This is a genomic window from Sphingomonas tabacisoli (genome assembly GCF_042678385.1).
GTDB classification, from domain to species: Bacteria; Pseudomonadota; Alphaproteobacteria; order Sphingomonadales; family Sphingomonadaceae; genus Sphingomonas_B; species Sphingomonas_B tabacisoli.
The window spans coordinates 116165-139616 of record NZ_JBHUDY010000003.1 but is presented as its reverse complement, the minus strand read 5'-3'; the positions used below and the strand labels follow the sequence as shown (position 1 = coordinate 139616).

General features: G+C 65.6%; 21 protein-coding genes. 11 read left to right on the top strand and 10 right to left on the bottom strand.

Going from position 1 to position 23452, the window contains the following annotated elements; all coding sequences use genetic code 11:
- Positions 1-43: 43 nt before the first annotated feature.
- Both glpD and proS read left to right on the top strand, forming a co-directional pair.
- Entirely contained in the window at positions 44-1501 is a 1458-nt protein-coding gene (gene glpD, locus ACFSCW_RS16635) for a glycerol-3-phosphate dehydrogenase (protein WP_380891534.1), read from the top strand.
- Between the two features lie 12 nt (positions 1502-1513).
- Positions 1514-3052, top strand: coding sequence for a proline--tRNA ligase (proS, locus tag ACFSCW_RS16630; protein ID WP_380891531.1), 1539 nt, complete (start codon positions 1514-1516; stop codon positions 3050-3052).
- On the opposite strand, the gene ACFSCW_RS16625 is transcribed toward proS, so the two are convergent.
- Both ACFSCW_RS16625 and ACFSCW_RS16620 read right to left on the bottom strand, forming a co-directional pair.
- The gene (locus ACFSCW_RS16625) at positions 3003-4256 is read right to left on the bottom strand and encodes a hypothetical protein (protein WP_380891529.1); all 1254 of its coding nucleotides are present in this window, start codon (positions 4254-4256) and stop codon (positions 3003-3005) included. The two genes, proS and ACFSCW_RS16625, sit on opposite strands and share 50 nt — an antisense overlap.
- Positions 4257-4541: 285 nt before the next feature.
- On the bottom strand, positions 4542-4889 hold the full coding sequence (locus ACFSCW_RS16620) for a hypothetical protein (RefSeq protein WP_380891527.1): 348 nt from the start codon (positions 4887-4889) through the stop codon (positions 4542-4544).
- A 151-nt stretch (positions 4890-5040) separates the two neighbouring features.
- Between ACFSCW_RS16620 and ACFSCW_RS16615 the strand changes: the two genes are divergently transcribed.
- Together ACFSCW_RS16615 and ACFSCW_RS16610 are read left to right on the top strand one after the other, a co-directional pair.
- Positions 5041-5793 carry a hypothetical protein gene (locus ACFSCW_RS16615; RefSeq protein WP_380891524.1) on the top strand — a complete coding sequence of 251 codons (753 nt, stop codon included), beginning with the start codon at positions 5041-5043 and terminating at the stop codon, positions 5791-5793.
- Positions 5790-6599: a hypothetical protein gene (locus tag ACFSCW_RS16610; protein WP_380891523.1), complete on the top strand. Its 810-nt coding sequence runs from the start codon at positions 5790-5792 to the stop codon at positions 6597-6599. The genes ACFSCW_RS16615 and ACFSCW_RS16610 overlap by 4 nt, the downstream gene beginning before the upstream one ends.
- 311 nt (positions 6600-6910) lie before the next feature.
- Here ACFSCW_RS16610 and uvrA read toward each other — a convergent pair whose 3' ends face one another.
- Complete coding sequence (gene uvrA / locus ACFSCW_RS16605; protein WP_380891521.1) at positions 6911-9922, bottom strand: excinuclease ABC subunit UvrA; 3012 nt, start codon at positions 9920-9922, stop codon at positions 6911-6913.
- Between the two features lie 211 nt (positions 9923-10133).
- On the opposite strand from uvrA, the gene ACFSCW_RS16600 reads away from it, so the two are divergent.
- Complete coding sequence (locus ACFSCW_RS16600; RefSeq protein WP_380891519.1) at positions 10134-11084, top strand: serine protease; 951 nt, start codon at positions 10134-10136, stop codon at positions 11082-11084.
- 14 nt (positions 11085-11098) lie between these two features.
- Here ACFSCW_RS16600 and ACFSCW_RS16595 read toward each other — a convergent pair whose 3' ends face one another.
- Complete coding sequence (locus ACFSCW_RS16595) at positions 11099-11248, bottom strand: hypothetical protein (protein WP_380891516.1); 150 nt, start codon at positions 11246-11248, stop codon at positions 11099-11101.
- 44 nt (positions 11249-11292) lie between these two features.
- A complete protein-coding gene (locus ACFSCW_RS16590) occupies positions 11293-13167 on the bottom strand; it encodes a winged helix-turn-helix domain-containing protein (protein WP_380891585.1) in 1875 nt (624 codons plus the stop codon).
- An 83-nt stretch (positions 13168-13250) separates the two neighbouring features.
- Between ACFSCW_RS16590 and ACFSCW_RS16585 the strand changes: the two genes are divergently transcribed.
- The 4 genes from ACFSCW_RS16585 to ACFSCW_RS16570 all read left to right on the top strand — a co-directional run bounded on the left by ACFSCW_RS16585 (position 13251) and on the right by ACFSCW_RS16570 (position 16817).
- Entirely contained in the window at positions 13251-13685 is a 435-nt protein-coding gene (locus tag ACFSCW_RS16585) for a UrcA family protein (protein WP_380891515.1), read from the top strand.
- A gap of 128 nt (positions 13686-13813) precedes the next feature.
- A complete protein-coding gene (locus ACFSCW_RS16580) occupies positions 13814-15640 on the top strand; it encodes a DUF885 domain-containing protein (protein ID WP_380891513.1) in 1827 nt (608 codons plus the stop codon).
- A complete protein-coding gene (locus ACFSCW_RS16575; protein ID WP_380891511.1) occupies positions 15640-15960 on the top strand; it encodes an antibiotic biosynthesis monooxygenase family protein in 321 nt (106 codons plus the stop codon). The genes ACFSCW_RS16580 and ACFSCW_RS16575 overlap by 1 nt, the downstream gene beginning before the upstream one ends.
- Positions 15957-16817 (top strand): alpha/beta hydrolase, encoded by an 861-nt coding sequence (locus ACFSCW_RS16570; protein ID WP_380891508.1) that lies wholly within the window; start codon positions 15957-15959, stop codon positions 16815-16817. The genes ACFSCW_RS16575 and ACFSCW_RS16570 overlap by 4 nt, the downstream gene beginning before the upstream one ends.
- Positions 16818-16958: 141 nt before the next feature.
- On the opposite strand, the gene ACFSCW_RS16565 is transcribed toward ACFSCW_RS16570, so the two are convergent.
- Positions 16959-17285 carry an ArsR/SmtB family transcription factor gene (locus tag ACFSCW_RS16565; protein ID WP_380891505.1) on the bottom strand — a complete coding sequence of 109 codons (327 nt, stop codon included), beginning with the start codon at positions 17283-17285 and terminating at the stop codon, positions 16959-16961.
- Positions 17286-17334: 49 nt separating this feature from the next.
- Here ACFSCW_RS16565 and ACFSCW_RS16560 point away from each other — a divergent pair, with 49 nt between their 5' ends.
- Complete coding sequence (locus ACFSCW_RS16560; RefSeq protein ID WP_380891503.1) at positions 17335-17787, top strand: SRPBCC family protein; 453 nt, start codon at positions 17335-17337, stop codon at positions 17785-17787.
- A gap of 27 nt (positions 17788-17814) precedes the next feature.
- Here ACFSCW_RS16560 and ACFSCW_RS16555 read toward each other — a convergent pair whose 3' ends face one another.
- Both ACFSCW_RS16555 and ACFSCW_RS16550 read right to left on the bottom strand, forming a co-directional pair.
- Positions 17815-18609, bottom strand: coding sequence for a hypothetical protein (locus tag ACFSCW_RS16555; protein WP_380891501.1), 795 nt, complete (start codon positions 18607-18609; stop codon positions 17815-17817).
- Between the two features lie 68 nt (positions 18610-18677).
- The gene (locus ACFSCW_RS16550; RefSeq protein WP_380891500.1) at positions 18678-19796 is read right to left on the bottom strand and encodes an NAD(P)/FAD-dependent oxidoreductase; all 1119 of its coding nucleotides are present in this window, start codon (positions 19794-19796) and stop codon (positions 18678-18680) included.
- A gap of 107 nt (positions 19797-19903) precedes the next feature.
- On the opposite strand from ACFSCW_RS16550, the gene ACFSCW_RS16545 reads away from it, so the two are divergent.
- Entirely contained in the window at positions 19904-21580 is a 1677-nt protein-coding gene (locus ACFSCW_RS16545) for an N-acyl-D-amino-acid deacylase family protein (protein WP_380891497.1), read from the top strand.
- Positions 21581-21637: 57 nt separating this feature from the next.
- On the opposite strand, the gene fliS is transcribed toward ACFSCW_RS16545, so the two are convergent.
- Both fliS and fliD read right to left on the bottom strand, forming a co-directional pair.
- Positions 21638-22036, bottom strand: a complete 399-nt coding sequence (gene fliS / locus ACFSCW_RS16540; protein ID WP_380891495.1) for a flagellar export chaperone FliS — start codon at positions 22034-22036, stop codon at positions 21638-21640.
- On the bottom strand, positions 22033-23451 hold the full coding sequence (gene fliD, locus ACFSCW_RS16535) for a flagellar filament capping protein FliD (protein ID WP_380891493.1): 1419 nt from the start codon (positions 23449-23451) through the stop codon (positions 22033-22035). Before fliD ends, fliS begins: the two co-directional genes overlap by 4 nt.
- Position 23452: the final 1 nt, after the last annotated feature.

The window sequence follows — 23452 nt, the reverse complement described above, 5'->3', positions numbered from 1 at the left end:
TTGCCTACTACGCACAACTTCTCCATTCGGCTAACCGACAGCGGTGTCGGATTATGACCTCCTGATTATCGGCGGCGGGATCAACGGCGCGGCGATCGCGCGCGAGGCCGCACTGAACGGCCTGAAGGTGCTGCTGGTCGAGAAGAACGATCTCGCCTCGGGCACGTCTTCCGCCTCGACCAAGCTGATCCATGGCGGGCTGCGCTACCTCGAATATTACGAGTTCAAGCTGGTCCGCGAGGGACTGATCGAGCGCGAGCGGCTGCTGAAGGCCGCGCCGCATCTTATCTATCCGCTCGAGTTCGTGTTGCCGCACCAGAATACGCTGCGGCCCAGATGGATGATCCGCGCCGGACTATTTCTCTACGACCATTTGGGCGGGCGGATTTCGCTCCCCAGGTCGCGCGCAATCGGGGCGAAGGACCGCGCATTCCTGGCGCCGCTGAGCAAGGCCAAAAGCGGGTTCGTCTATTCGGACGCCTGGGTGGACGACGCGCGGCTGGTGGTGCTGAACGCCCGCGACGCCGCCGACAATGGCGCGGAAGTGCGGACGCGGACCGAACTGATTTCGGCGCGGCGCGACGGTGGGGTGTGGCGGGCTATGCTCAGCGGCGGCGAAGTGACCGCCCGCGCGCTGGTCAACGCCGCCGGGCCGTGGATCGGGGAGGTCGAGGCGCGGTTGGGCGTGAATGCCAAGGCGCGGGTGCGGCTGGTGCGCGGCAGCCACATCATCGTGCCGCGCCTGTTTGCGGGCGAACACGCCTATATCCTGCAGCAGCCAGACCGGCGGATCGTGTTCGCGATTCCCTACCGGAACGAGACGACGCTGATCGGCACCACCGATATTCCAGTCGACGATCCCGGCGCGGCGCGGATCGGCGAGGAAGAGACCGACTATCTGCTGGCGGCGGTGAACCGCTATTTCACCAAACAGCTCCTCCGCGCAGACATCGTTTCGACCTTTGCCGGCATCCGCTCGCTCTATGACGACGGCGCGAGCGAAGCGCGGCAGGTGACGCGGGATTACGTGCTGGAGCTGGACGCCGACGGTCCGCCTTTGCTCTCCGTGTTCGGCGGCAAGATCACCACGGCCCGGCATCTGGCCGAAGTGGCAGTCGGAAAGCTGGCCCGCGCTCTCAACATACCATTTAAACCTGCAACTCTCGACCGCCGCTTTCCCGGCGGCGACCTCTTCAGGAGTGTCGAGACATATAGTCAGGAACTGAACTGGCAGTGGCCGCAGATCGGCGATGCCCGGCTTCGACGCTGGGTCAGAGCCTATGGCTCGCTGATAGATCAAATGATGGCGGATAGGTTCACTCTCACCGACCCTATGCTGGGCGAAGAGTTTGGCGCGGGGCTCACCGCCCGTGAGGTCGACTGGCTGGTCGAGCGCGAGTGGGCGCGCTCCGTCGAGGACATCCTCTGGCGGCGGACCAAGCTGGGGCTGACGGGCGAAGTCGACGAAGCGCGGTTGCAAGCCTATCTCGACCGCCGCTAGGGGCTTTGCCCCATGACCACCAACAAGCACGCGCTGAACGTCACGCGCTCGGAAGACTTCGCCCAATGGTATCAGGCCGTCATCGCCGAGGCGGACATGGCGGAAGAATCGGGCGTGCGCGGCTGCATGGTCATCCGCCCCTGGGGCTATGGCATCTGGGAGCGGATGCAGCGCCTGCTGGACGACGCCATCAAGGCGACCGGTCATGAGAATTGCTATTTCCCGCTGTTCATCCCGCTTTCCTATTTCGAGAAGGAAGCGGAGCATGTCGAAGGCTTTGCCAAGGAAATGGCGGTGGTCACCCACCACCGGCTGAAGGCCGAGGGCGGCAAGCTGGTCGTCGACCCGGAGGCGAAGCTGGAAGAGCCGCTGGTCGTCCGCCCCACCTCCGAGACCGTGATCGGCGCCGCCTTCTCCCGCTGGGTGCAGAGCTGGCGCGACCTGCCGGTGCTCATCAACCAATGGGCGAACGTGGTGCGCTGGGAAATGCGCACCCGCATGTTCCTGCGGACGGCCGAGTTCCTGTGGCAGGAAGGCCATACCGCCCACGCCACCGAAGCCGAAGCGCGCGAAGAGACGCTGCGCATGCTCGAAGTGTATCGCCGCTTCGCCGAGGAAGCGGTGGCGATGCCGGTGATCGCCGGCGAGAAGCCGGAGAATGAGCGCTTCCCAGGCGCCGTCGCCACCTACAGCATCGAAGCGATGATGCAGGACGGGAAGGCTTTGCAGGCCGGCACGTCGCACTTCCTGGGCACGACGTTCAGCCAGGCGCAGAACATCCGCTACCAGAATGCCGAAGGGCAGCTCGAGCTCGCTCAGACGACGAGCTGGGGCGTCTCGACCCGGATGATCGGCGGGCTAATCATGACGCACGGCGACGACGACGGGCTGCGCGTGCCGCCGCGCCTGGCGCCGTGGCAAGTCGTGATCGTGCCGATGCTGCGCGACACCGAAGAGGATGCGGCGGTCCTCGATTATTGCCGCGATTTGGTCTCCGAGCTGCAGGGCCGGACGGCGATGGGCGAGCCGGTGCGGGCGCTGCTCGACGCGCGGCCGGCCAAGGCGGCGAACAAGCGCTGGGCCTGGATCAAGAAAGGCGCGCCGGTGATCGTCGAGGTCGGGCCGCGCGACATGGCCGGCGGCAACGTCAGCGCGATCCGCCGCGACCGGCTGTACCAGGACAATGGCAAGCTCGCGTCGACGATCCAGCCGCGGGCGGAGTTCGCGGGCGGCGTCGCGGCGCTGCTGGAAGAGATCCAGACCGGGCTATTCGCCGAGGCGAAGGCGCGGCTGGACGCCAACGTCAAGCGTGGCGTTGCCGACTTCGCCGAGCTGGAAAGCTTCTTTGCCGAGAGCGTGAAATTCCCCGGCTGGGTCGAGGTCGAATGGGCAAAGCCGTCAGGCGCGGAGCTGGACGCGGTGGACCAGCGGCTGAAGGCGCTGAAGCTGACGCTCCGCAACGTGCCCGAGGATGCGGCGCCGGCGTCCGGCGCGTGCATCTTTACGGGGCAGCCGGCTGTGGAGCGGGTGCTGGTGGGGCGGAGTTACTGAGATCAGCCATAATCGTCATGCCGGGCCCGACCCGGCATCCCGCTTCTTCTTCTACATCGCCAAGTAAGCGGGACCCCGGCTCAAGGCCGGGGCGACGAAGGGAGGGTTCCTCTCTCGCTCCCTCCTCCTTCACGAAGCCGAAAAAGAGGTCCCGTTCTCTCGCGTCGATGGCGCGGGCGGCGGTGGTGTGCTCGTCTTCCGGCTCGGGAGGGCGGGCGAGGAAGGCGGCTTCCTCCGCGGTCGTGAGGGTGCGCATGTAATCCTGCTCGCCCCATTCACCGACCTGCTTCCCGGCATAGTCGTCCGGCGGCGGGAAATCGGTGACGGGGCCGTAGGTCTCGTCCTCCCAGACCGGCGGCAGGCCTTCGTCGCGGTAGCGAAGTTGAGGAAATTGAGTTGGTGAGAAGGAGTCTTCGTCGGCGTCTTCTTCCTCGACAGGCCCTCCCCCGGCCCCTCCCGCAAGCGGGAGGGGAGAAACGGCCAGCAGCCCGGCGGCTTCGGCGCGTTGCCATTGGTCGGCGGTCCAGCCGGCGCGTTGGGTGAGGTCGAGGTCGGTGACGTCGACTTCTTGCGTCAGGCTGGCGCCGGCGCGGGCGAAGCGGTCGGCGCGGGCAAGGGCGATGACGGGGGCGAGCTCGGCCTCCGCCTCGGTGACCGCGCGGGTGCCCAAGAAGAGACCGGCGCGTGCCGGGCTGTCGTCGCGGACCAGCGCCTCGGTATAGGCCTCGAACTCCTGCGCGACGAGGCGGGCGGCCTGCGCTGCGGCGCTGTTGCTTTCGGCCTGGCGGTCGAGCCGGGCGAGCAGGCCGAGCGCGGTGCGGTTGTCATATTTCAGGCGATCGACGGTGAGGCCGTCCGATCGCGTCACGGTCTCGATCTGGCCTTCCAGCGCGCGGGTGAGGAGCGTGTCGGCGATCCGCTCGCGCGCCAAGAGCTTCGCCGCCGCCCAGCCGAGCGCGAACGCCGCGCCGCTCGCGCGGTTGCGGAAAGCGTAGGCGGACTGGACCGACAGGCCGACGCCGGCGCAGGCGAGCTCGACCGTCTTGCCTTCCGCGATCGAGCGCAGGAACACCTGCTGGCGAAAAGGCGTCCAGCCATCGTGGCGAAACCCCGGCTTCGGCGCGCCGGGCGGAGCGAAGCTGGCCCAGTGATCGTCCTCCGGGCGGTAAGCGCGCGTGGTGGTGGTGACGGCATTGCTGGCCATGTGCGTCCTCCAGACAAGGGGACTCGCCAGATATGCCGGAACGAGGTGTGTAGGACAGGGTTTTGTTGCTGGTTTGTTCCAGGCCGTCATCCCGTCCTGAACTCGATTCAGGATTGTTTCGGGACAAGGGCAGGGCCTTGCGCGGCGCGTTCGGTTCACGCGGCCTTGTTGGCAACGACCAACATCCGTCGCACTCAAGCCTTGTCCCGAAACAAGTTCGGGATGAGGAAGGAGCTTGGTTCGCGCCGAGGCGCGGAGGTGGGTGTGAGTGCCCGCTGCGTCAGGCTACCAGCGCCAGCCCTGTTTTTCGGTGATGACGTTGATGGCGTCGAGGAGCGCCTGCTTGCTCGCCGTGCGGCGCTTGCCGGAGTTGCGGGGGACGGGGATGGGGCCGTTCTTCGCTTCATACTCGGCACGGCGGCGCGCGAGGTCGCGGCCGAAGTCGACGAAGTCGATCGTGCGGCCGGGCCAGTTCTCCACGTCAGGCTTCGAGGTCTTCGACGCCATAATCGCCAACGCTTTCCTCGCGAATACGCTCATTAGATAGTCGATGTCCAAGGCGACGTTAAGGCCGAAGAGCGTGCGGGCCTGATCGATCATGTCGCGGGCGGTGCTACTGGCATATTGGCCCATGCGCGATCGAGACGCGCTATTCAAAATGCATGTGTCGCGCGTATGCCTCTGTTTAAGCGGGCAGTTGACCGGGCAGAGAACATCCGCCAGCGTGGGTTGTCTCAATCCTGAAACGTTTGCTTATTCAGTACTTCAGACCTGTAGGATTTTAATGGGAAGTCACACCGAACTGGCAGCTGAGCTTGAGAAGGCTATCACAAATTGGTGGGACGCTCATCAATCGCCCATTTTGCTGTCAAAGCTGGGAGGGCTGTTATCCTCGGACATTCAGGCCAGAATCCGAGAAGAGAAAGTGGGATTGAAGCGTTTCCTCGCGGAGGAGTTGCCCCAAATGCGCGTGCTCGCATTGGGGCGTCATGGCGGCGGAGTGGCGCCTGCAGATAAGATTGATGGCCAAACTGATCAGGAGATTACAGCTAATTTCGAAGCCCGTCGCAGGAGGGAATTGGTCGATCGTATACCATCGTATGACCGGTCTGTGTGGCAGGCGTTTCGAACGCGTATTGAGGATGGAGTTCGGCGATTTCTGCGCGTGCAGAAGGGCGAGAAGGTGGAGGCTCTCGAAGTGTCTCCCGAGGAGAGTCCTCCGCCGGGAGAAGAGTGGATTGAGATCACTCCCGCGGACTTGCAGCATCTCACCTTAGCCGCTCCATCTGCTCGGGACATACACAACGCGATTCAATCGTGGGCAAGAGGTCGGCTCGATCCGACTTTGCTCGAGCGAGCGCCGGAGATTCGGTCGGCGTATACGAGCGAAAGCCCTGCGAGATCGTTTGGTCGGGTCGGAACGCTCGAGTCGGTCGTAGTTGGGCTGAAGGGCTTCACCCGCGACGAGTTGGCCCGCATTCAAGTGCCAGCTGATGTCTTACTGTCATTATTAGAACGGAGCAGGCGAGATCGATGACCGTGCGACGGCTGATCGTGTTGAGCGGAATCTCGACGCGAGTGGCCGATAAAATCGGCCCCTCTCTACGCTCAATGGGGGGAGATGTCGCTTTCGTGAAAATTGGCTCAGACGGCCTAACTAGTGATTATTTTGACCGTCTCGTGGATCGGACATTGTCTTTAGCTGGCCGAGCTTCGCAAAGTCTCAGCTCCAAGATCTTTGGTCTGCTCGTTAGCGCCGTCCCGAGCGGCTCCGAGTCGCTCGAGGCTGACTATTTTTTTCCAGCAATGAGAAGGATTGGTGTTCCACCGGAGTATCGTAATGATCCTAACAGGGCACAGGCGCTCGTTCGTCTAATTATGCAAGCATTCGCCTCGGATATCTATCAAACAGTGGCAAAGGTGGTGGCACCCCAGGAGGATGAGCGGCTGCTCTTACCGGTCCGCAACTCGGGCGTGGACAGGCTCGAACGGCAATTTCGAGAAATATACCATATGCGTCAGACCGGCTTTACGCGTCGGCTCACCCGCGAGGTCGTTCGGATGAAAAAGGGGCGAGGCTTGCGTATGCGCGGCCTCGACTTCAAGAGCGCAGTTAACAACGGCACTCATCCTATTCGACGGTGCACTGGTACCCCGACGTGCGATTTGAAGGCGCTTCTCAGATTTGGGGTCAGCGTGGTTGACCGATTCGAGTTTGACGTCAGCTGCGAAAGCGGCCTTAACGGGAAGACCTTTTATTTGTGTGACGGCACTCCGGTGCGGATATCAGCCTCACCATCGCACCTAAACATGCGGTTAAACGATGACTTTATGGCTGCGTAATTGAATGAGGCGGAGCAGCTGCTCCGCCTCACTCTTTTTCGGTTCACCCATCATGATCGTGACGAGGTGGCCCATATAAGCCGTTTACCCTCATCATCCTTGCTACTCAAAACCTCCGGTGCGACCGGCGGCCAAGGACGCCCAGGACAACTTAATGTCTAACGCCCTTTAGCAGCATGAGCCGGGGCCAAAGCTATCGGTGAATGTTAGCTCCAGCGGATCCGGCAGGCAGGATCACAACGGGGATATCGTAGTCCTGTTCCTATTAGTCAACAGTTAATGCTGAGGCGGGCGTTCCGCAACGAAACAACTCACTCCGCCGCCACGGCCTCTTTCTCCACGCCCGCGCTCACCCGCCGCCCGCGTTCCAGCAGCGGCTTGAGGTATGAGCCGGTGTAGCTCCGCGGCTCCGCCGCCACCGCTTCTGGCGTGCCGGTCACCAGCACTTCGCCGCCCTTCACCCCGCCTTCCGGCCCCAGGTCGATGATCCAGTCCGCCGTCTTGATGACGTCAAGGTTGTGCTCGATCACCACCACGGTGTTGCCTTGCTCGACCAGGGCGTGGAGGACTTCGAGGAGCTTGCGCACGTCCTCGAAGTGGAGGCCGGTGGTGGGCTCGTCGAGGATGTAGAGGGTCTGGCCGGTGCTGCGGCGGCTGAGTTCCTTGGCGAGCTTGACGCGCTGGGCTTCGCCGCCCGAGAGCGTAGTCGCCTGCTGGCCGACCTTGATATAGCCCAGGCCCACTTCGACCAGCATCGCCATCTTGTCGCGGATGCCGGGCACCGCCTTGAAGAACTCGGCGGCGTCCTCGACCGTCATGTCGAGCACGTCGGCGATCGAGCGCCCCTTGAACTTCACTTCCAGCGTCTCGCGATTGTAGCGGGCGCCGTGGCAGACGTCGCACGTCACATAGACGTCGGGCAGGAAGTGCATCTCGATCTTCAGCACGCCATCGCCCTGGCACGCCTCGCACCGCCCGCCCTTCACGTTGAAGCTGAAGCGGCCGGGCTTGTAGCCGCGCGCCTGCGCCTCCGGCAGACCGGCGAACCAGTCGCGGATCAGGGTGAAGGCGCCGGTGTAGGTGGCAGGGTTGGAGCGCGGGGTGCGGCCGATCGGCGACTGATCGATGTCGATTACCTTGTCGCAATGTTCGAGGCCGGTGATCTTGTCGTGCGGGCCGGCGAGCATACGGGCGCCGTTCAGCGCGCGGGCGGCGCCGGCATAGAGGGTGTCGATGGTAAAGCTGGACTTGCCCGAGCCCGACACGCCGGTGATGCAGGTGAAAGTGCCGAGCGGGATCGAGGCGGTGACGCCGCGCAGATTGTTGGCGCGGGCGTTGTGGACGGTCAGCTTCTTGCCATTGCCCTTGCGGCGCTTGGCCGGCACGGCGATCTCGCGGCGGCCGGAGAGATAGTCGGCAGTGACGCTGTTTTCATGGGCGAGCAGCTCGGCGAGATCGCCTTGCGCGACGACTTCGCCGCCATGCACGCCGGCGCCCGGCCCCATGTCGACGATGTAATCGGCGGTGCGGATCGCGTCCTCGTCATGCTCGACGACGATCACGGTGTTGCCGAGGTCGCGCAGCCGCTTGAGTGTGGCGAGCAGCATGTCGTTGTCGCGCTGGTGGAGGCCGATCGAGGGCTCGTCGAGCACGTAGAGCACGCCCGACAGGCCGGAGCCGATCTGCGAGGCGAGGCGGATGCGCTGGCTCTCGCCGCCGGAGAGGGTGCCGGAGGTGCGGTCGAGGTTCAGATAGTCGAGGCCGACATTGTTGAGGAAGCCGAGGCGCTCGACGATTTCCTTCAGGATGCGCTCGGCGATCGCGCGCTGCTGGTCGGAGAGGTGGGGCGGCAGGCCAGTGAACCAGGCGAGCGCGTCGACCACGCTGAGGCGGGTGGACTGGCTGATGTCGCGGCCGGCGATCTTCACCGCCAGCGCCTCGGGCTTGAGGCGGGCGCCGCGGCAGGTCTCGCAGGGCTGGGCCGACTGGTATTTGCCGAGCTCCTCGCGCATCCAGGCGCTCTCGGTCTGCAGCAGGCGGCGGTTGAGGTTGCCGATCACGCCTTCGAACGGCTTTTTCACTTCGTAGGACTTGCGGCCGTCGATGAAGCGCAGCGTCACCGGGCGGCCCTCGGTGCCGTGGAGGATGGTGCGCTGGATCTCCGGGCTCAGCTCGGCCCAAGGGGTTTCGAGGCTGAAGTCGAACTCGCGGGCGAGGCTAGCCAGCACCTGCATGTAATAGGGGCTGGGCGGCTGCGACTTGGCCCAGGGGACGATCGCGCCCTTCTTGAGGCTGAGCTGTTCGTTGGGGACGACGAGGTTTTCGTCGAAGATCAGCTTTTCGCCGAGGCCGTCGCAGGCCGGACACGCGCCCTGGGGGGCGTTGAACGAGAACAGGCGCGGCTCGATCTCGGGGATGGTGAAGCCGGAGACCGGGCAGGCGAATTTCTGCGAGAAGACGATGCGGCCTTCCGGCGCATATTCGCCGGCGACCAATTTCTTACTCCCCTCCCGCTCGCGGGAGGGGTCGGGGGTGGGACTGTCATCCCCCTCCGAGCCTTCCGGAATTCCCACCCCTAGCCCCTCCCGCAAGCGGGAGGGGGATTGGTTCGCCGGGTCGACATAGGCCAGCCCATCGGCCAGCTTCAGCGCCTGTTCGAACGAGTCCGCCAGCCGGCTCTCGATCCCCTCGCGGACCACGATGCGGTCGACCACGACTTCGATGTCGTGCTTGTATTTCTTGTCGAGCGCCGGGGCTTCCTCGATGTCGTAGAATTGGCCGTCGATGCGGACGCGGGTGAAGCCGGCCTTTTGCCATTCGGCCAGCTCCTTCCTGTACTCGCCCTTGCGGCCGCGGACGACGGGGGCGAGCAGGAACAGGCGGGTGCCTTCGGGCAGCGCCATCACCCGGTCGACCATCTGGCTGACCTGCTGCGCGGCGATCGGCTCGCCCGTGGCGGGCGAATAGGGAACGCCGACGCGCGCCCAGAGCAGGCGCATATAGTCATAAACTTCGGTGACGGTGGCGACGGTCGAGCGCGGGTTGCGGCTGGTCGTCTTCTGCTCGATCGAGATCGCCGGCGACAGACCCTCGATATGATCGACGTCGGGCTTCTGCATCAGCTCGAGGAACTGGCGCGCATAGGCCGACAGGCTCTCGACGTAACGCCGCTGCCCCTCGGCATAGATGGTGTCGAAGGCGAGGCTGGACTTGCCCGAGCCGGAAAGGCCGGTGATCACGATCAGCTTGTCGCGCGGCAGGTCGAGATCGACGCCCTTCAGATTATGCTCGCGCGCGCCGCGCACCTGAATGTGAGTCAGCATGGACAGGTTTGTTCCATATTTGTTCGGGTGGGGCAAGCGGGTGCCGCGCCTGCTAAGTGGGCAGCACAAAGGCTGCGTGCAAGGCTTGGCGATTGCGGCCCCCACCCGATGCGGATAAGCTGCCGGCAAGGGGGAGGCGCACGTCATGCGAGCGTTACCGATCGTCCTGATCGCATTGGCGGGGGCGCCCGCTTCAGCGCAGCGCGCACCCTTGTTCGGCGAAGCCATAGGCAGCAAGCCAATAGCGCCCGTTGCCGGCCGTCTGATGACCGGGCGGGAGCGCGTGGAGGGCGCGCGGATCGATTTGAACCAGCCGCTCGCCCGCCCTCCGATTATAAGTGGGACCGGCAATCAGCCGCTTGTGCTCAACGGCATCCCCGTGGCGGCCGGCAATGCGCAATGGCAGGTCCAGATTCGTTGGGCGAGCCTGCGCTTCGATCCTGCGCCGATGACGGCCTGGCAAAAAAAGCATCTCTGCGGCGGCGCCCTGATCTCGGCACGCTGGATCGCCACCGCGGCGCACTGCGTTTTCATAAAGGACGATGCCGGCCAGATCGTGCCTATCGCCCCCGATCGCCTGCGCATCCGGGCCGGGCTGGTTACGATCGACAACGACACAGTGCCCGATCGCACGATTTCGCAAATCAAGGTCCATCCCGACTATGATCCTTCCGATCGCGTGCCTTCGGTTCCGCGACTTCACGACATCGCGTTGATCGAGCTCAACGAGGATCTGCCGGTATCGAGCGCGATCGAAGCCATTCCGCTGGCCGGCGATTTCGGCGACGATGTGCTTCCGGCGGGCGCGTCGGCGCAGGTCACGGGCTGGGGGAGGACCGCAATCGACGACGAGCGCCCGCCGGCCAAGCTGCAACGCGGCGACCTGCACATCGTCAGTCTAGCCGATTGCAGCACGCAGAACGGCGTCCCCGTCGAGTCATCGATGCTGTGCGCGGTCGGCATCGATTCATCCGGCGACCCGGTAACGGTGTGCAACGGCGATAGCGGCGGCCCTTTAGTGGCGCGATCCCTAGCAGCGCACCGCAGGCGCGAGTTGCTCGGCTTGGCGAGCTGGACCTCGGCTTGCGACGAGCGCCCCGCGGTCTTCACCGACATCCGTGCGCATCGGCAATGGATCAGGGAGACGGCTGGCCTGCCCTGATCCTGCCCAATCGGTCAGGGCGCGGTATCCGTCTGATGTACGTCGCCGCCTGCCTTTGTCGCGGTCGCATTGGCTCCGGCAGCCTTGGCCCGGCGCGACCACCAGATGCCGCCTACGATTATGATCCCCGCAGCGGCGACCACGATCCAACCTGTCTCGGTCATGTTACCACCTCCCCTTGGTAAAAAGGATTCGCAACCTCACGACACTACGCCGATAATCCCAATCGCGCCAGCATCTGAAAAAAACGCGAATCCCGCCGAAGCGGGTCGAGCATGGGATCGTTCCGCAAATAGATAAGGCCCGGGTCACCCACCCGAAATGCGGCATCGAGCTTTTCAAAAGCCTTTTGCGTCTGTCCCCATTGGGCCAGAACCTGCGCCTGTTGGTAAGCTCCACTGTCACCCGATTTTTCGACGAGGCTGTCGAATGCCTCCTGTGCTTGCGCCTTTCTTCCCAACCTAGCCTCGGCAATGGCGAGACCGGTGTTCCGCGCGAAGTCGAGCGGCTCGTGCCGGTAGGCTGCGGCCGCCGCAGTTGCCTGTCCCGACAACAACAGACAGTCCCCGATCGACGAAGAGACCGAGGAAATCTGCGGATTGAGCTCAAGCGCATGCCGCAAAGGCGTCAGCGCCTCCCGATATCTACGCGCGACGTAGAGCGCCTGGCCGAGGGCTTTGAAGGCGCGCGGATTCAGAGGATCGAGCACGCTGGCGCGTCGGAGCGCTTCCAACCCCGCATCCATGCGGCCGGCCCGGGTCGCGAACAGGCCGTAGCGGATCAGCACGTCTGCGTTGTTGGCGCCCAATGCGCGCGAGCGCTCGTAGGGACCGTGGGCAGCAGCGAAATCGAGCGAGCCGTTGACCAGCAGATAGCCCAACGCGGACTGCGCTTCGTCCAGGTCGGGGGCAAGCGCGACTGCGCGCCGTGCCGCTTGCAGCCCTTCCGCGAACGTCGGTTTCAGCCGGTCGGCCGCGACGAATTGGCTGGCGAGCGCGGCCAGGGTGCGAGCGCGCGCGGCGTGGGCAGCGGCGTACCGCGGGTCGAGCGCAATGGCGCGGTCGAACGCGGCAAGCGCGTTGCGGTAGGTGACCTCGTCGCCGGACAAATCGAAGAGCGCGCGGCCGCGCGCGTAGGCGTCGAATGCCTCCGGACTTGTCGTTCCCGCCCGGTCGAGGCTGGCGGAATGCGCGCCAAGCACTTCGCCTTCCAAGGCCCGCGTTACCGACTGCGCGATATCGCCCTGCAGCGTCAGTATATCGGCAAACGGCCGATCGTAGCTTTGCGACCAGCGCTCGAAGCCAGTGCGCGCGTCGATCAGACGGGCGGCGATGCGAACCGCGCCTGCGTCCCGCCGCACGCTGCCTTCCACGATGTACGACACACCGAGTTTGCGCCCGATAGAGCCGATGTCGGCGGCGGCGCCGCGGAAGCTGTTCGACGAGGTGCGCGCCGCGACCTGAAGCGCGGGCAAGCGCGAAAGTCGGCTGCGCAGCTCTTCTGCCATTCCGTCGGAAAAATAATCTTGCTTCGGGTCGCCGCTTAGATTCGCGAACGGTAGAACGGCGATGCGATGCGCGCTCCCAGCGCCGTTGAACAGCCCGGAGACGGCAATCGGCCGCAGCATCGCGACCGCGCCGGCTGCCACAATCGCAGTGCCGATCCCAATGACGGCGACGCGGCGGCTGACCTGCAGCTCGTTTGACCGAACGGCCGGCAAGCCTGGCGCCCGAGTGAGCGCCTCTCGTTCGATATTCGGAGAGACGCTCACAGGCGCCAGGAAGCGGTAGCCCCGCCCATAGACGCTTTCGATGAACCGCGGCTCTCGCGTGTCGTCGCCAAGGGCGCGCCGCAACTCCTTCACCACCGAAGTAAGCGCCGACTCCGACACGGCCGCGCCGTCCCATACGCAATCGAACAACTCGTCCTTAGTCACCAAGCGCCCGTCTGCAGCAATGAGCGCGTCCAGGACACAATAGGCCTTGTGGCCAATGCGGATCGGCCCAGACTCGCCAAGCAGGCGCTCGTCCCCGCGGTCGAGAACGAAACTCTCGAATGCGATTCGCGAACCAGAGCCGGCCACTGCCACTTTCCCGCGCCTCCCCCTTCAGCAGCCGGAAACGGGCCAAAAATAACGCAAAACGGCGACGAAGCAAAAGAGCGCCCATGAAGAGCGGCGGAAATGTGCGGGCGATCATGGAAACACTGCGGCGCAGCGTCTTTCCAGCATCATTCCAAGATCGGCGGCGCCGGTTCGGCAATCCTGAGGGTGTCGGCAATCAAGCCGGCAGGTTCGGGAGAAGTGACATGATCGTTCGTTCCATTGTGTTCGCCGCCGCAATCGTTGCGTCGACCGCGGCCAGCGCTCAGCAGGCCACTATCCGGTATCGTCCGTACGAGCTGACAAGCTCCGAGGGACGGCATACCATCGCAGACCGCGTCAAGCTCGCCGTGCGGAATGCCTGCCGCAACGAGCCGTGGATGAGCACCGTGCGCAAGTGCCGTGGGGAGCTGTCGAGCCAGCTGCTCAGCAAGATCGGCAATGCCGACGTTGCCGCGGCCTATAACGGTCAGCCGGTGCAGGTCGCCTCGCGCGACTGAATATCGAGCTGGTGCGACGAGGGCGGTTCCGGACAGCCGGGGCCGCCCTCGCTGTTATCTGGGACCCGCGATTGACAAAGTCCGACGGCGCGCCAGTGTCCGCGCTTCCTCGCGTTCGGAGTCGTCGCATGCTTGATCGCCGCCAATTTCTTCTTGGTTCCGCAAGCGCTTGGGTCGTGGCGGCGTTGCCGGCGAAGCTGTTTGCCGCGCTGCCGGCGGGCGGGTCCTCGCCGCAGCTTGCGGCGCTGTTCGACACGCTGTTCAATGAGCAGCTTCGGCAGTCGCCGGAGAGCGCGACTCAGCTTGGGCTCGACAAGGGCGCGAACGCCGATCTGCGCGGCAAATTGTCCGAAGCCGACGATGCCTCGCGGGCGCGCGCGCGGGCGCTGACGCAGAGTCAGTTGCAGCGGCTGGAGGCGTTTCCCCGCGCCGGGCTGAGCGATGCGGACAAGCTCAACCTGGACGTCGTCACCTATACGCGGCGCTCGCAGGCGGCGGTGCAGCGGTTCGATTTCGGCGGATCGGCGTTCGGCCCCTCGCCCTATGTCGTGTCGCAGCTTTCGGGTGCGTACCAGTCGGTGCCCGACTTCCTCGACACCAAGCATCCGATCGAGACGAAGGAGGACGCCGACGCGTACCTCTCGCGCCTCTCCGCCTTTGGCAAAAGGCTGGACGACGAAACGGCGCGGATGCAGCACGACGCCGGGCTGGGCGTGATCCCGCCGGACTTCATCCTGGACCTGACCATCGCGCAGATGACGGCGCTGCAGGTGCCGGCGGCGGAGACGGTGGTCGTCAAGTCGATCGCGCGGCGGGCGGCGGCGAAGGGGCTGGGCGAGGGCTATGCCCGCGACGCGGCGCGCATCCAGGACGAGACAGTCCGGCCGGCGCTCGACCGGCAGCTCGCCGCGGTCAAGGCGCTCCGGGCCAGAGCCGGGCACGATGCCGGCATGTGGCGGTTCAAGGACGGTCCGGCCTTCTACGAAACCGCGCTCCACAACACGACCACGACCCGGCTGAGCCCGGCGGAAGTGCATCAATTCGGGCTGGACCAGGCGAAGATGATCTCGTCGCGGCTGGATGCGCTCTTGAAAGCGCAGGGCATGACCAGGGGGACGGTCGGCGAGCGGATGGCGGCGCTCTACAAGGACCCGCGGCAGATCTATCCCGACACCGACGAAGGCAAGGCGCAGGCGATCGCCTATTGCAACGAGCGGCTGGCGGCGATCCGAGGGCGGCTGCCCCGTGCGTTCAGCCGGATGCCGCCTTATTCGTTCGAAGTGCGCCGCGTGCCGAAGCAGACCGAGGCGGGCGCGGCCTCGGCCTTCTCGCAATCGCCGTCGATCGACGGCAAGCGGCCGGGCCTCGTCTATTTCAACCTGCGCGACAGTGCGGAATGGCCGAAATTCTGCCTGGCGACGACTGTCTATCACGAGGGGCTGCCCGGCCATCAGTTCGAGGGCGGGTTGGCGCTGTCCAACCAGGACCTGCCGCTGATCCGCAAGACGGGCGGTTTTTCCGGATATGGCGAGGGCTGGGCGCTTTATGCCGAGCAGCTCGCCGACGAGCTCGGCATGTACGACGACGATCCGCTGGGGCGGCTGGGCTACCTCAAGTTCCAGCTTTTCCGCGCCAATCGCTGCGTGGTCGATACCGGCATCCATACGCTCAAATGGAGCCGCGAGCAGGCGATCCGCCATTTCGTCGAGCAGGACGGCGAAGCGCCGGGCTTTGCCGCGCGCGAGGTGGAGCGCTATTGCGTGTCGGTGGGCCAGGCGTGCAGCTACAAGCTCGGCCATTCGGTGTTCACCGGTTTGCGCGAGAAAGCGAAGGCGAAGATGGGCGCGCGGTTCGACATCAAGGCGTTCCACGACGCGGTGCTGGGCACCGGCCGGGTGCCGCTCGACATATTGCAGCAGGTCGGCGATCGCTGGATCGCCGCGCAGGCGGTGTGATGTTCGTCGCCGTTTACTGGTGGCGGGTGCATCCGGGGAAGGAAGAGCAATTCCGGGCGGCGTGGCGCAGGGGAACGGAGCTGATTACCGAGAAATATGGAAGCTATGGGTCGCGGCTGCACCGGGAGGCGGACGGGCGCTTCGTCGGCGTCGCGGAATGGCCGGACGAAGCGACGTGGCGGAAGGCGTTCGACGCGAAGATGGTCTATGACGATCCGGAAACCCGCGCCGCCTTCGTCGATGCGATCGCCGAGGCGCCGCACGAGCCGCTGCTGCTGATGGACGTGACCGACGACCTGTACCGGACGGCGCACGGGTGAAGGTCAGGGCGGTGCAGAGGCTCGGCGGCGGCGCGCTGGCGCTGCTGCTCGGCGCCTGCTCGCCGCTCGGCCTGTTCAACGGCGTGATGCCGAAGGACGCCGGCTCGCGGCTGGTCGCGTCGGGCGTACCCTATGGCGAAGGGCCGCGGCGCGTGCTCGACGTCTATGCGCCGACGGGGAAGGCCGCGGCGCCGCATCCGGTGATCGTGTTCTTCTACGGCGGGTCGTGGAATTCGGGCGTGCGGACCGGCTATGCGTTCGTCGGACGAGCACTGGCGGCGCGCGGGTTCGTGACTGTGATCCCCGATTACCGGCTGGTCCCGGAAGTGACCTATCCCGGCTTTATCGAGGACGGCGCGGCCGCGGTGCGCTGGGTGCGGGCGCACGCCAAGGACTATGGCGGCGACGGCGAGCGCATCGTGCTCGCGGGCCATTCGGCGGGCGCGTACATCGCGGCGATGCTGGCGGTGGACGGACGCTGGCTTGGGGACGACCGGAAGGCTGTGCGCGGACTGGCGGGGCTTGCCGGGCCCTATGATTTCGCGCCGTTCACCGTGCCGGCGAGCCAGGCGGCGTTCGGAGGCTGGCCGAAGCCCGCCGAGACCCAGCCCGTCACATGGGCCGATGCCGGTGCGCCGCCGGCGCTTCTGCTGGCCGGCGCGGACGACACGACAGTGAAGCCGCGCAACAGCCAGGCGCTGGCGGCGGCGTTGCGCAAGGCGGGCGTCTCCGAAGAAGTGAAGCTGTATCCCGGCATCGGCCATATCGGCGTGCTGACCGCGATCGCGAAGCCATTCCGCGGCAAGGCGCCGGTGCTGGACGATGTGGCGGCGTTTGCGGGCCGGGTGACGAGATAGTCATCACCCCTCCCCCCATGTGGGGAGGGTAAGGGAGGGGGCCGGCTCGCGTCTGCGAGCCGAAAGAGTCTTTGTTGGCGCGCTCGGCTATCGCCGATCCCGCGCCCCCACCCAACCCTCCCCACGAGGGGGAGGGCTCCATTAGGCGCGTTCCACGTCCTCTTTCAGCCGGGTCAGCATCGCCGCGGCGCGCTCCGCATGGGGGCCGATCCAGCGTTCGTGGATTTGCTGGATGGGCACGGCGTTCAGGTGGTTCCAGCGCTCGCGGCCTCGCTTCACGGGTATGACCAGTTCGGCTTCTTCCAGAACCTTCAGGTGCTGCATGACGGTGCAGCGGTCGAGCTCCGGGAAATGCGCGCAAAGGGTGCCGGTGGTGAGCGGCTGGTCGCGCAGGTCGTCGAGAATTTGGCGCCGGACCTGGGAGGCCAGCGCCTTGAACACGCGGTCGAACGGCTCGCTTCTTGACATGTTATAAGAATATAACATAAGAGCGCGGCGCACAAGATGGAGGCGAGTCATGGACCTGCAATTTCGCGTGTTCGCCCATATTTCGAAGCCGGTCGCGGAGGTGTTCGAGGCGGTCGCCGATCCGGACCAGCTTTCGCATTATTTCACCACCGGCGGCGCCAAAGGGCGGCTGGAGACCGGCGCGACGGTCACCTGGGATTTTGACGATTTTCCCGGCGCCTTTCCGGTCAAGGTGATCGAAGTGGTGCCGAACCAGCGGATCGTGCTGGAGTGGAAAGCGAACGACAAATCCGACGGCGAATACAACACGCGCGTCACCATGACGTTCGAGCCGACCGAGGACGGCCGCACGCTCGTCGCGATCGAGGAAGGCGGCTGGCGCGAGACCGAGGCAGGGCTGAAATCCGCCTTCGGCAATTGCATGGGCTGGTCGCAGATGCTGTGCGCGCTGAAGGCGTGGGTGGAACGCGGGATCAACTTGCGCGAGGGCATGTACCGCTGACGGTCCGCTACCGCGGATCGCTCCTTCTCAACTGCGGCCCGTCACCAGCCCGCTGGCCGGCGGCGCCGCGAATTGCAGCGGCGGCACGGCGGCGCCGGGCGATTGCGCCGTGACCACACGGTAGAGCGCCTGGCCTGTGCCGCTGTAGGTTAGCGCCTCGATCAGGACGAAAGCGCCGATCATCGTCATGATGCCCGCGCGCCATGCCGGGTGAACATGGCCGTCGCGCCGCAGGTCCCGCACGAGCCCGGCGAGGGGAAACATCATGCTCGCGGCAAAGCTCGCTTCCCACGCCCAGGGCTGAAGCAGCGGCATCGGCAGCAGGCGGCCGAAGCCGGGCGCCAGCAGCATCGCCATGCCGCACAGATGCAGGCGCCGATGCCATTCGGTCCTGTCGCGCATTACGATCGCAGCCGCCGTCAGGCCGGCGAAGGTCAGCAAAGTCAGCGGGTCGAAAAGGAGAAAATGGAGCGGCTGGAAGAAGAACGGTACTTGCCCCCGCCGCACCATCGCGATGGTGACGCAAAACCCCAGCACGATCATTGGCACGATCCATCCGGCCGCGACCCAGCCGAGGCGGCGGTGGATCGCCATTCGGTCCGTCGCGACAAGGATGTTCTGCGCCAGATAGATCGTCACCCAGCCCATGAAGACGATGGCATGGGCATGGACGAGCGGCGGCGAATAGAAAGTCGAACGGCCCGCTGCCAGTTGAAGCGAAAAGCCGGCGAAAATGACCAAAGTCATTCCGATCGCCGCGCCCAGAAAGAAGCGCTCGTCCCCCGCGCGTGTCACCAGAGGCCTGTCGATGAGCGTGGCCATTGCGATCTCCCCCTGATCGTCTGGAGTCGAAGCATAACCCAGCAATGCGACGCTTCAAAGGCCGGGCGTTAGAGCAGCCGCTCGGGCCTGATCTGCTCCGGCGACACGCCTGCCGCCGCGATGTCGTCCGGCCAGGCGGCGCCGATCGCGAGCGCTTCGGCGATCTCCGCCATCGCGGGAGCGGTCTGCAAGCCGTAGCCGCCTTGGCCGGCGAGCCAGAAGAAACCCTCGGCGTCGGGCGCGAAGCCGGCGACGGGCACGCGGTCGGCGGCGAAAGTGCGCAGGCCCGCCCATTTGTGGGTGATGCGCTTGACCTCCAGCGTGGTGAACTCGGTGACGCGGTGCGCGGCGATCGCCATGTTGAGCTCGTCGGGCTGGGCATCGCAGGGATCGTCCGAATTCTCGTCGACCGGCGAAGCGAGCAGTCGGCCGGAATCGGGCAGCATGTACATATAATCGGCTGCCGTCTTCACGAACGGCCAGTCGCGCACGTCCATGCCGGAGGGCGGATCGAAGGCGATGATCGTGCGGCGGAGCGGCGTCAGGCCGAGCGGTTTCACACCAGCCAGTCCCGCGACGTGATCGGCCCAGGCGCCGGCGGCGTTGACGAGGATCGGCGCTTCATAGGTCTCGCCCGCCTCGGTGCGGATGCGCCAGCGCGGCGTTATCTCGGCGACGCGCGCGCCGGTGACGATCTCCCCGCCCGCGGCGCGGATGGCGCGGGCATAGCCTTGCAGCAGCGCATTGGGGTCGAGCTTCAGCCCTTCGCGGTGGACGAAGGCGGCGACCACCGCATCGGGCGCCCAGCGAAGCGCCGGGCAATAGCGGACGGCCTCCGCCTCATCGAACCTATCGACGGCGTCGGTCAGGCTGCGGGTGATGCGTTCGAGCTCGTCCAGCGCCGGCACCATAGCTTCGTTGGCGATGAACAGCGCGGGGCGGACATGCGCGAGCTCGTCGAAACCGTCCGGCGGGTTCTGGAAGAAAGCGCGGCTATAGGCGGTCAGCGCGCGCACCGTCGCGCCGCCGATGCCGAAATGCGAGAAGGTCACGCTGCGGCCAGAGCTGTGATAGCCGACCGCATCCTCGGCCTCGAGCAGCACGACCTTGCCATGCTTCGCCAGCCGTGCGCCGGCGGACAGGCCGGCAATGCCGCCGCCGATGACCAGGAAGTCGGCTGTGTTCATTCTCTTCGTCACCCCGGGCTTGACCCGGGGTCCAGCTTCTTCTGTGATCGGCAACAAAGAACAAGATGGATTCCCGCTTTCGCGGGAATGACGAAAAAGGGGATCGAATGAGGCGCTTTCTCGCAGGCTTTGCCGCCGCCGTTCTCCTCGCCAGCGCGGCGCCCAAGCCCGCCTATGACGTCGTGATCCGCGGCGGCACGATCTATGACGGGTCGGGCGGGACGCCCTTCGCCGGCGACGTGGCGATCCGGGGCGACGAGATCGTCGCCGTCGGCAAGGTGTCGGAGCGCGGCGCGCGCGAGGTCGACGCCAAGGGCCTCGCCGTCGCGCCGGGCTTCATCAACATGCTGAGCTGGTCGAACGAATCGCTGATCGCCGACGGGCGGAGCCAGGGCGATATCCGCCAGGGCGTGACGCTGGAAGTGATGGGCGAAGGCAAGTCGATGGGGCCGCTCAGCCCGGCGATGAAGGAACTCGCCGTCAAGCGGCAGGGCGACATCAAATATCCGATCCAATGGACCACGCTCGGAGAATATTTGAGCTGGCTGCAGAAGCGCGGCATTTCGACCAATGTCGCAAGCTTTGTCGGCGCGACGACGGTTCGGGTCCATGAACTCGGCGAAGGGGATGTCGATCCGAGTCCCGAGCAGCTCCAGCGGATGCGCGCGCTGGTGCGGCAAGCAATGAACGAAGGCGCGATGGGCGTCGGATCGTCGCTGATCTACGCGCCCGCCAGCTTCGCCGAGACGCCCGAGCTAATCGCGATCACTGCCGAAGCGGCGAAGTGCGGCGGCATGTACATCAGCCATATGCGCGACGAAGGGCCGCGCCTGCTGGAAGCGATCGACGAGCTGATCGAGATTTCGGAAAAGTCCGGCGCGCCGGCCGAAATCTACCACTTCAAGCAATCCGGCCGGGCCAATTGGGGCAAGATCGACGCGGCGATCGCGCGGGTGGAGGCAGCGCGCAAGCGCGGGCTGCGCATCACCGCGGACATGTACACCTATGCGGCAAGCTCGACCGGGCTGGACGCGGCCTTTCCGCTGTGGATCCAGGATGGCGGCATCGAAGCTTGGGTGGCGCGGCTGAAGGACCCGGCGACGCGCGCCAAGGCGCTTGCCGAAATGCACGGGCCCAAGGCGACCGAAAACGCTGCGCTGGTCGTCGACGAGCCGGACAAGGTGCTGCTGCTTGCGTTCAAGACCGAGGCGCTGAAGCCGCTGACCGGCAAGACCCTGGGCGAAGTCGCGCGGGCACGGGGCAAGTCGCCCGAAGAAACCGCGGCCGAGCTGATCGTCGAGGACGGCACGCGCATCCAGGTCGCCTATTTCGGCATGGACGAAGCCAATGTCGCGCGCGCGACGGCTTTGCCCTGGATGAGCTTCGGCTCCGACGCCAGCAGCCAGGCGCCCGAAGGCGTGTTCCTGAAATCGAGCACCCACCCGCGCGCCTATGGCAATTTCGCGCGGCTGCTCGGCAAGTACGTGCGCGAGGAAAAGACGGCGAGCCTGGCCGACGCGGTGCGGCGGCTGAGCAGTTTGCCCGCGACCAATCTTGGCCTGAAGGACCGCGGCGCGCTGAAGGTTGGCTATCGCGCCGACCTCGCCATTTTCGACCCCGCCACGATCGCCGACCGCGCGACCTTCGCGAATCCGCAGGTCTATGCGGTGGGCATGCGGCACGTGTTCGTGAACGGCGTGCAGGTGCTGAAGGACGGCGAGCACACCGGCGCCACCCCGGGCCGCGCGGTCTGGGGACCGGGCAAGGGGAAGTGTCCCGCCTAGAGCTTAGCCCCCGTCCTTAAGGGGAGGGGCTTGAGTGAGCCGGACGCCGACAGCCCGTCAGCCGCGGCCGATTGATTTCCAGCTTTCGGCGATCTCGCCGACATTGGCGACGACGTCGCGAACCAGCGCTGCGTTGCCTTCGATGCTGGCGCGCATCACCGCGTCGCGGCAGCCGCGGTAGAAACGCGACAGCGTCTCGGCGACGGCGGCGCCCTTTTCGAAATCGAGTCCGGCCTCAAGTGCGAACAGCAAGGCGACCGCCTTGGTCAGCCGCTCGTTCTTGACGGTCATATCGCCCGCATCGAGCGCCAGCGCGCCCAGCCGCAGCTCGCGCAGCAAATCCTCGTAGAGGATCGTGATGAGCTGGTGCGGGGACGCGCCGCCGGTGCGGCTGGCGACATCGACCGAGCGATAGGTCTCGCGCGGATCGCGGCTGAGGCGGGAAGCGTAGCTCATCCGCTCTTCGTCCAGGCGGCGATCTGCTGCTCGAGGAAGCTCTGCGTCGCTTTGTAGGCTGAGACGCGCGCGTCCATGTTCGCATATTGCAGCGTCAGCCGATCGGTCATCGCCTGGCTGTCGGCCGTAATCTTCGCCTCGTCGTCGGCAATCGATTTCTGCAGCCGGCTATAACCCGACTGGCTGGAGGTCAGCGATCCGCCCGGCCCGGTCAGGTTCAGCGAAATCTGGCGGAGCGCAGTGCCGAGGCCGACATTGATCATCTTCTCGACCGCGGCGCCGGACTTGGAGAGCGCATTCTGCAACGTAGTGGTATCGAGCGTCAGCGTGCCGTCGCGATTGGTTTTCACGCCCAACTCGGCGAGCGTGTGCGGCTCCGTCGTGCCGGCGCCCGGGTTGAGGTCGGCGCCCGTCAGCTCGCGGAGCATCCGCATCATGTCCTTCACGCCGCTATCCGCGCGCAGCACGCCGGACTTTGCATCGGTGTCGGTCTGCGCCACGGCGATAAGCTGATTGTAGGTGTCGACGATGTCGGTCACGGCCTGGCTGAGCGCCGCGGTGGGCGGCGTCGTGTTGATCGCGATCGTCTGGCCCGGCGCTTCCTTGGCGAGATCGAGTTTCACGCCGGGGATCAGGTCGCTGATGCTGTTGTTCGGCCGTTTCACGTCGACGCCGTCGAGCGCGACCAGCGCGTCATTGGCCTTGCGCGTCAGCCCCAGCGTCTGCGCGCCGACATTATAGGCAAGCGAGGATAAGCCGGGCGCGGTGGGGTCTTCCGCCACGTCGATCGTGAAGGCTTGGTCGGCGCCGGTCGCGCCCTTGATCGAGAGACGCGAGCCGGTCGAATCGGTGATGACGGTCGCAGTGACTCCCGCTTTCGCCGCGTTGATCGCGGCGGCAATGCCGGCGAGGCTGTTCTGGCCGTCCCCGATCGTCACCTGAATGCCCGCCGGTGCGCTGGCCTTGGCCGTGAAGCCGGTCATGACATTGTTCGCGTCGTAGGTCGCGGTGCCGAGCTTGATCGTCAGCGTGCCCTTGCCCACCGCTGCCGTCTTGTCGACCGGAGTGCCGGTGGTGACCACTTGCGCCTGGGCGAGCGACTTGACCTCCACATTCGCGGACAGGCCGGAAATGCTGGCGCCCGGAAGCAGGCTGACGCCCAGCACGGAGCTGTCCGACGTCGTCGGCTGCGTCGAGGTGGTGCCGCCCGAAACCAGGCTGGTCAGCGCGCTCGAAAAGCCGGTCAGGCTGGAGCGCAGCTGCGACAACGCGGAAATCTGGGCGGTGAGATTGTCCTTCTTCGCCGTCAGCGCCTGCGTCTTGGGCCCGAACTGCGCGTTGACGAGCGAGGAGACCAAGGATTTGGTGTCGATGCCGGAGCCAGCGCCCAGCGTTACTGCAATCGAGTCGGCCATC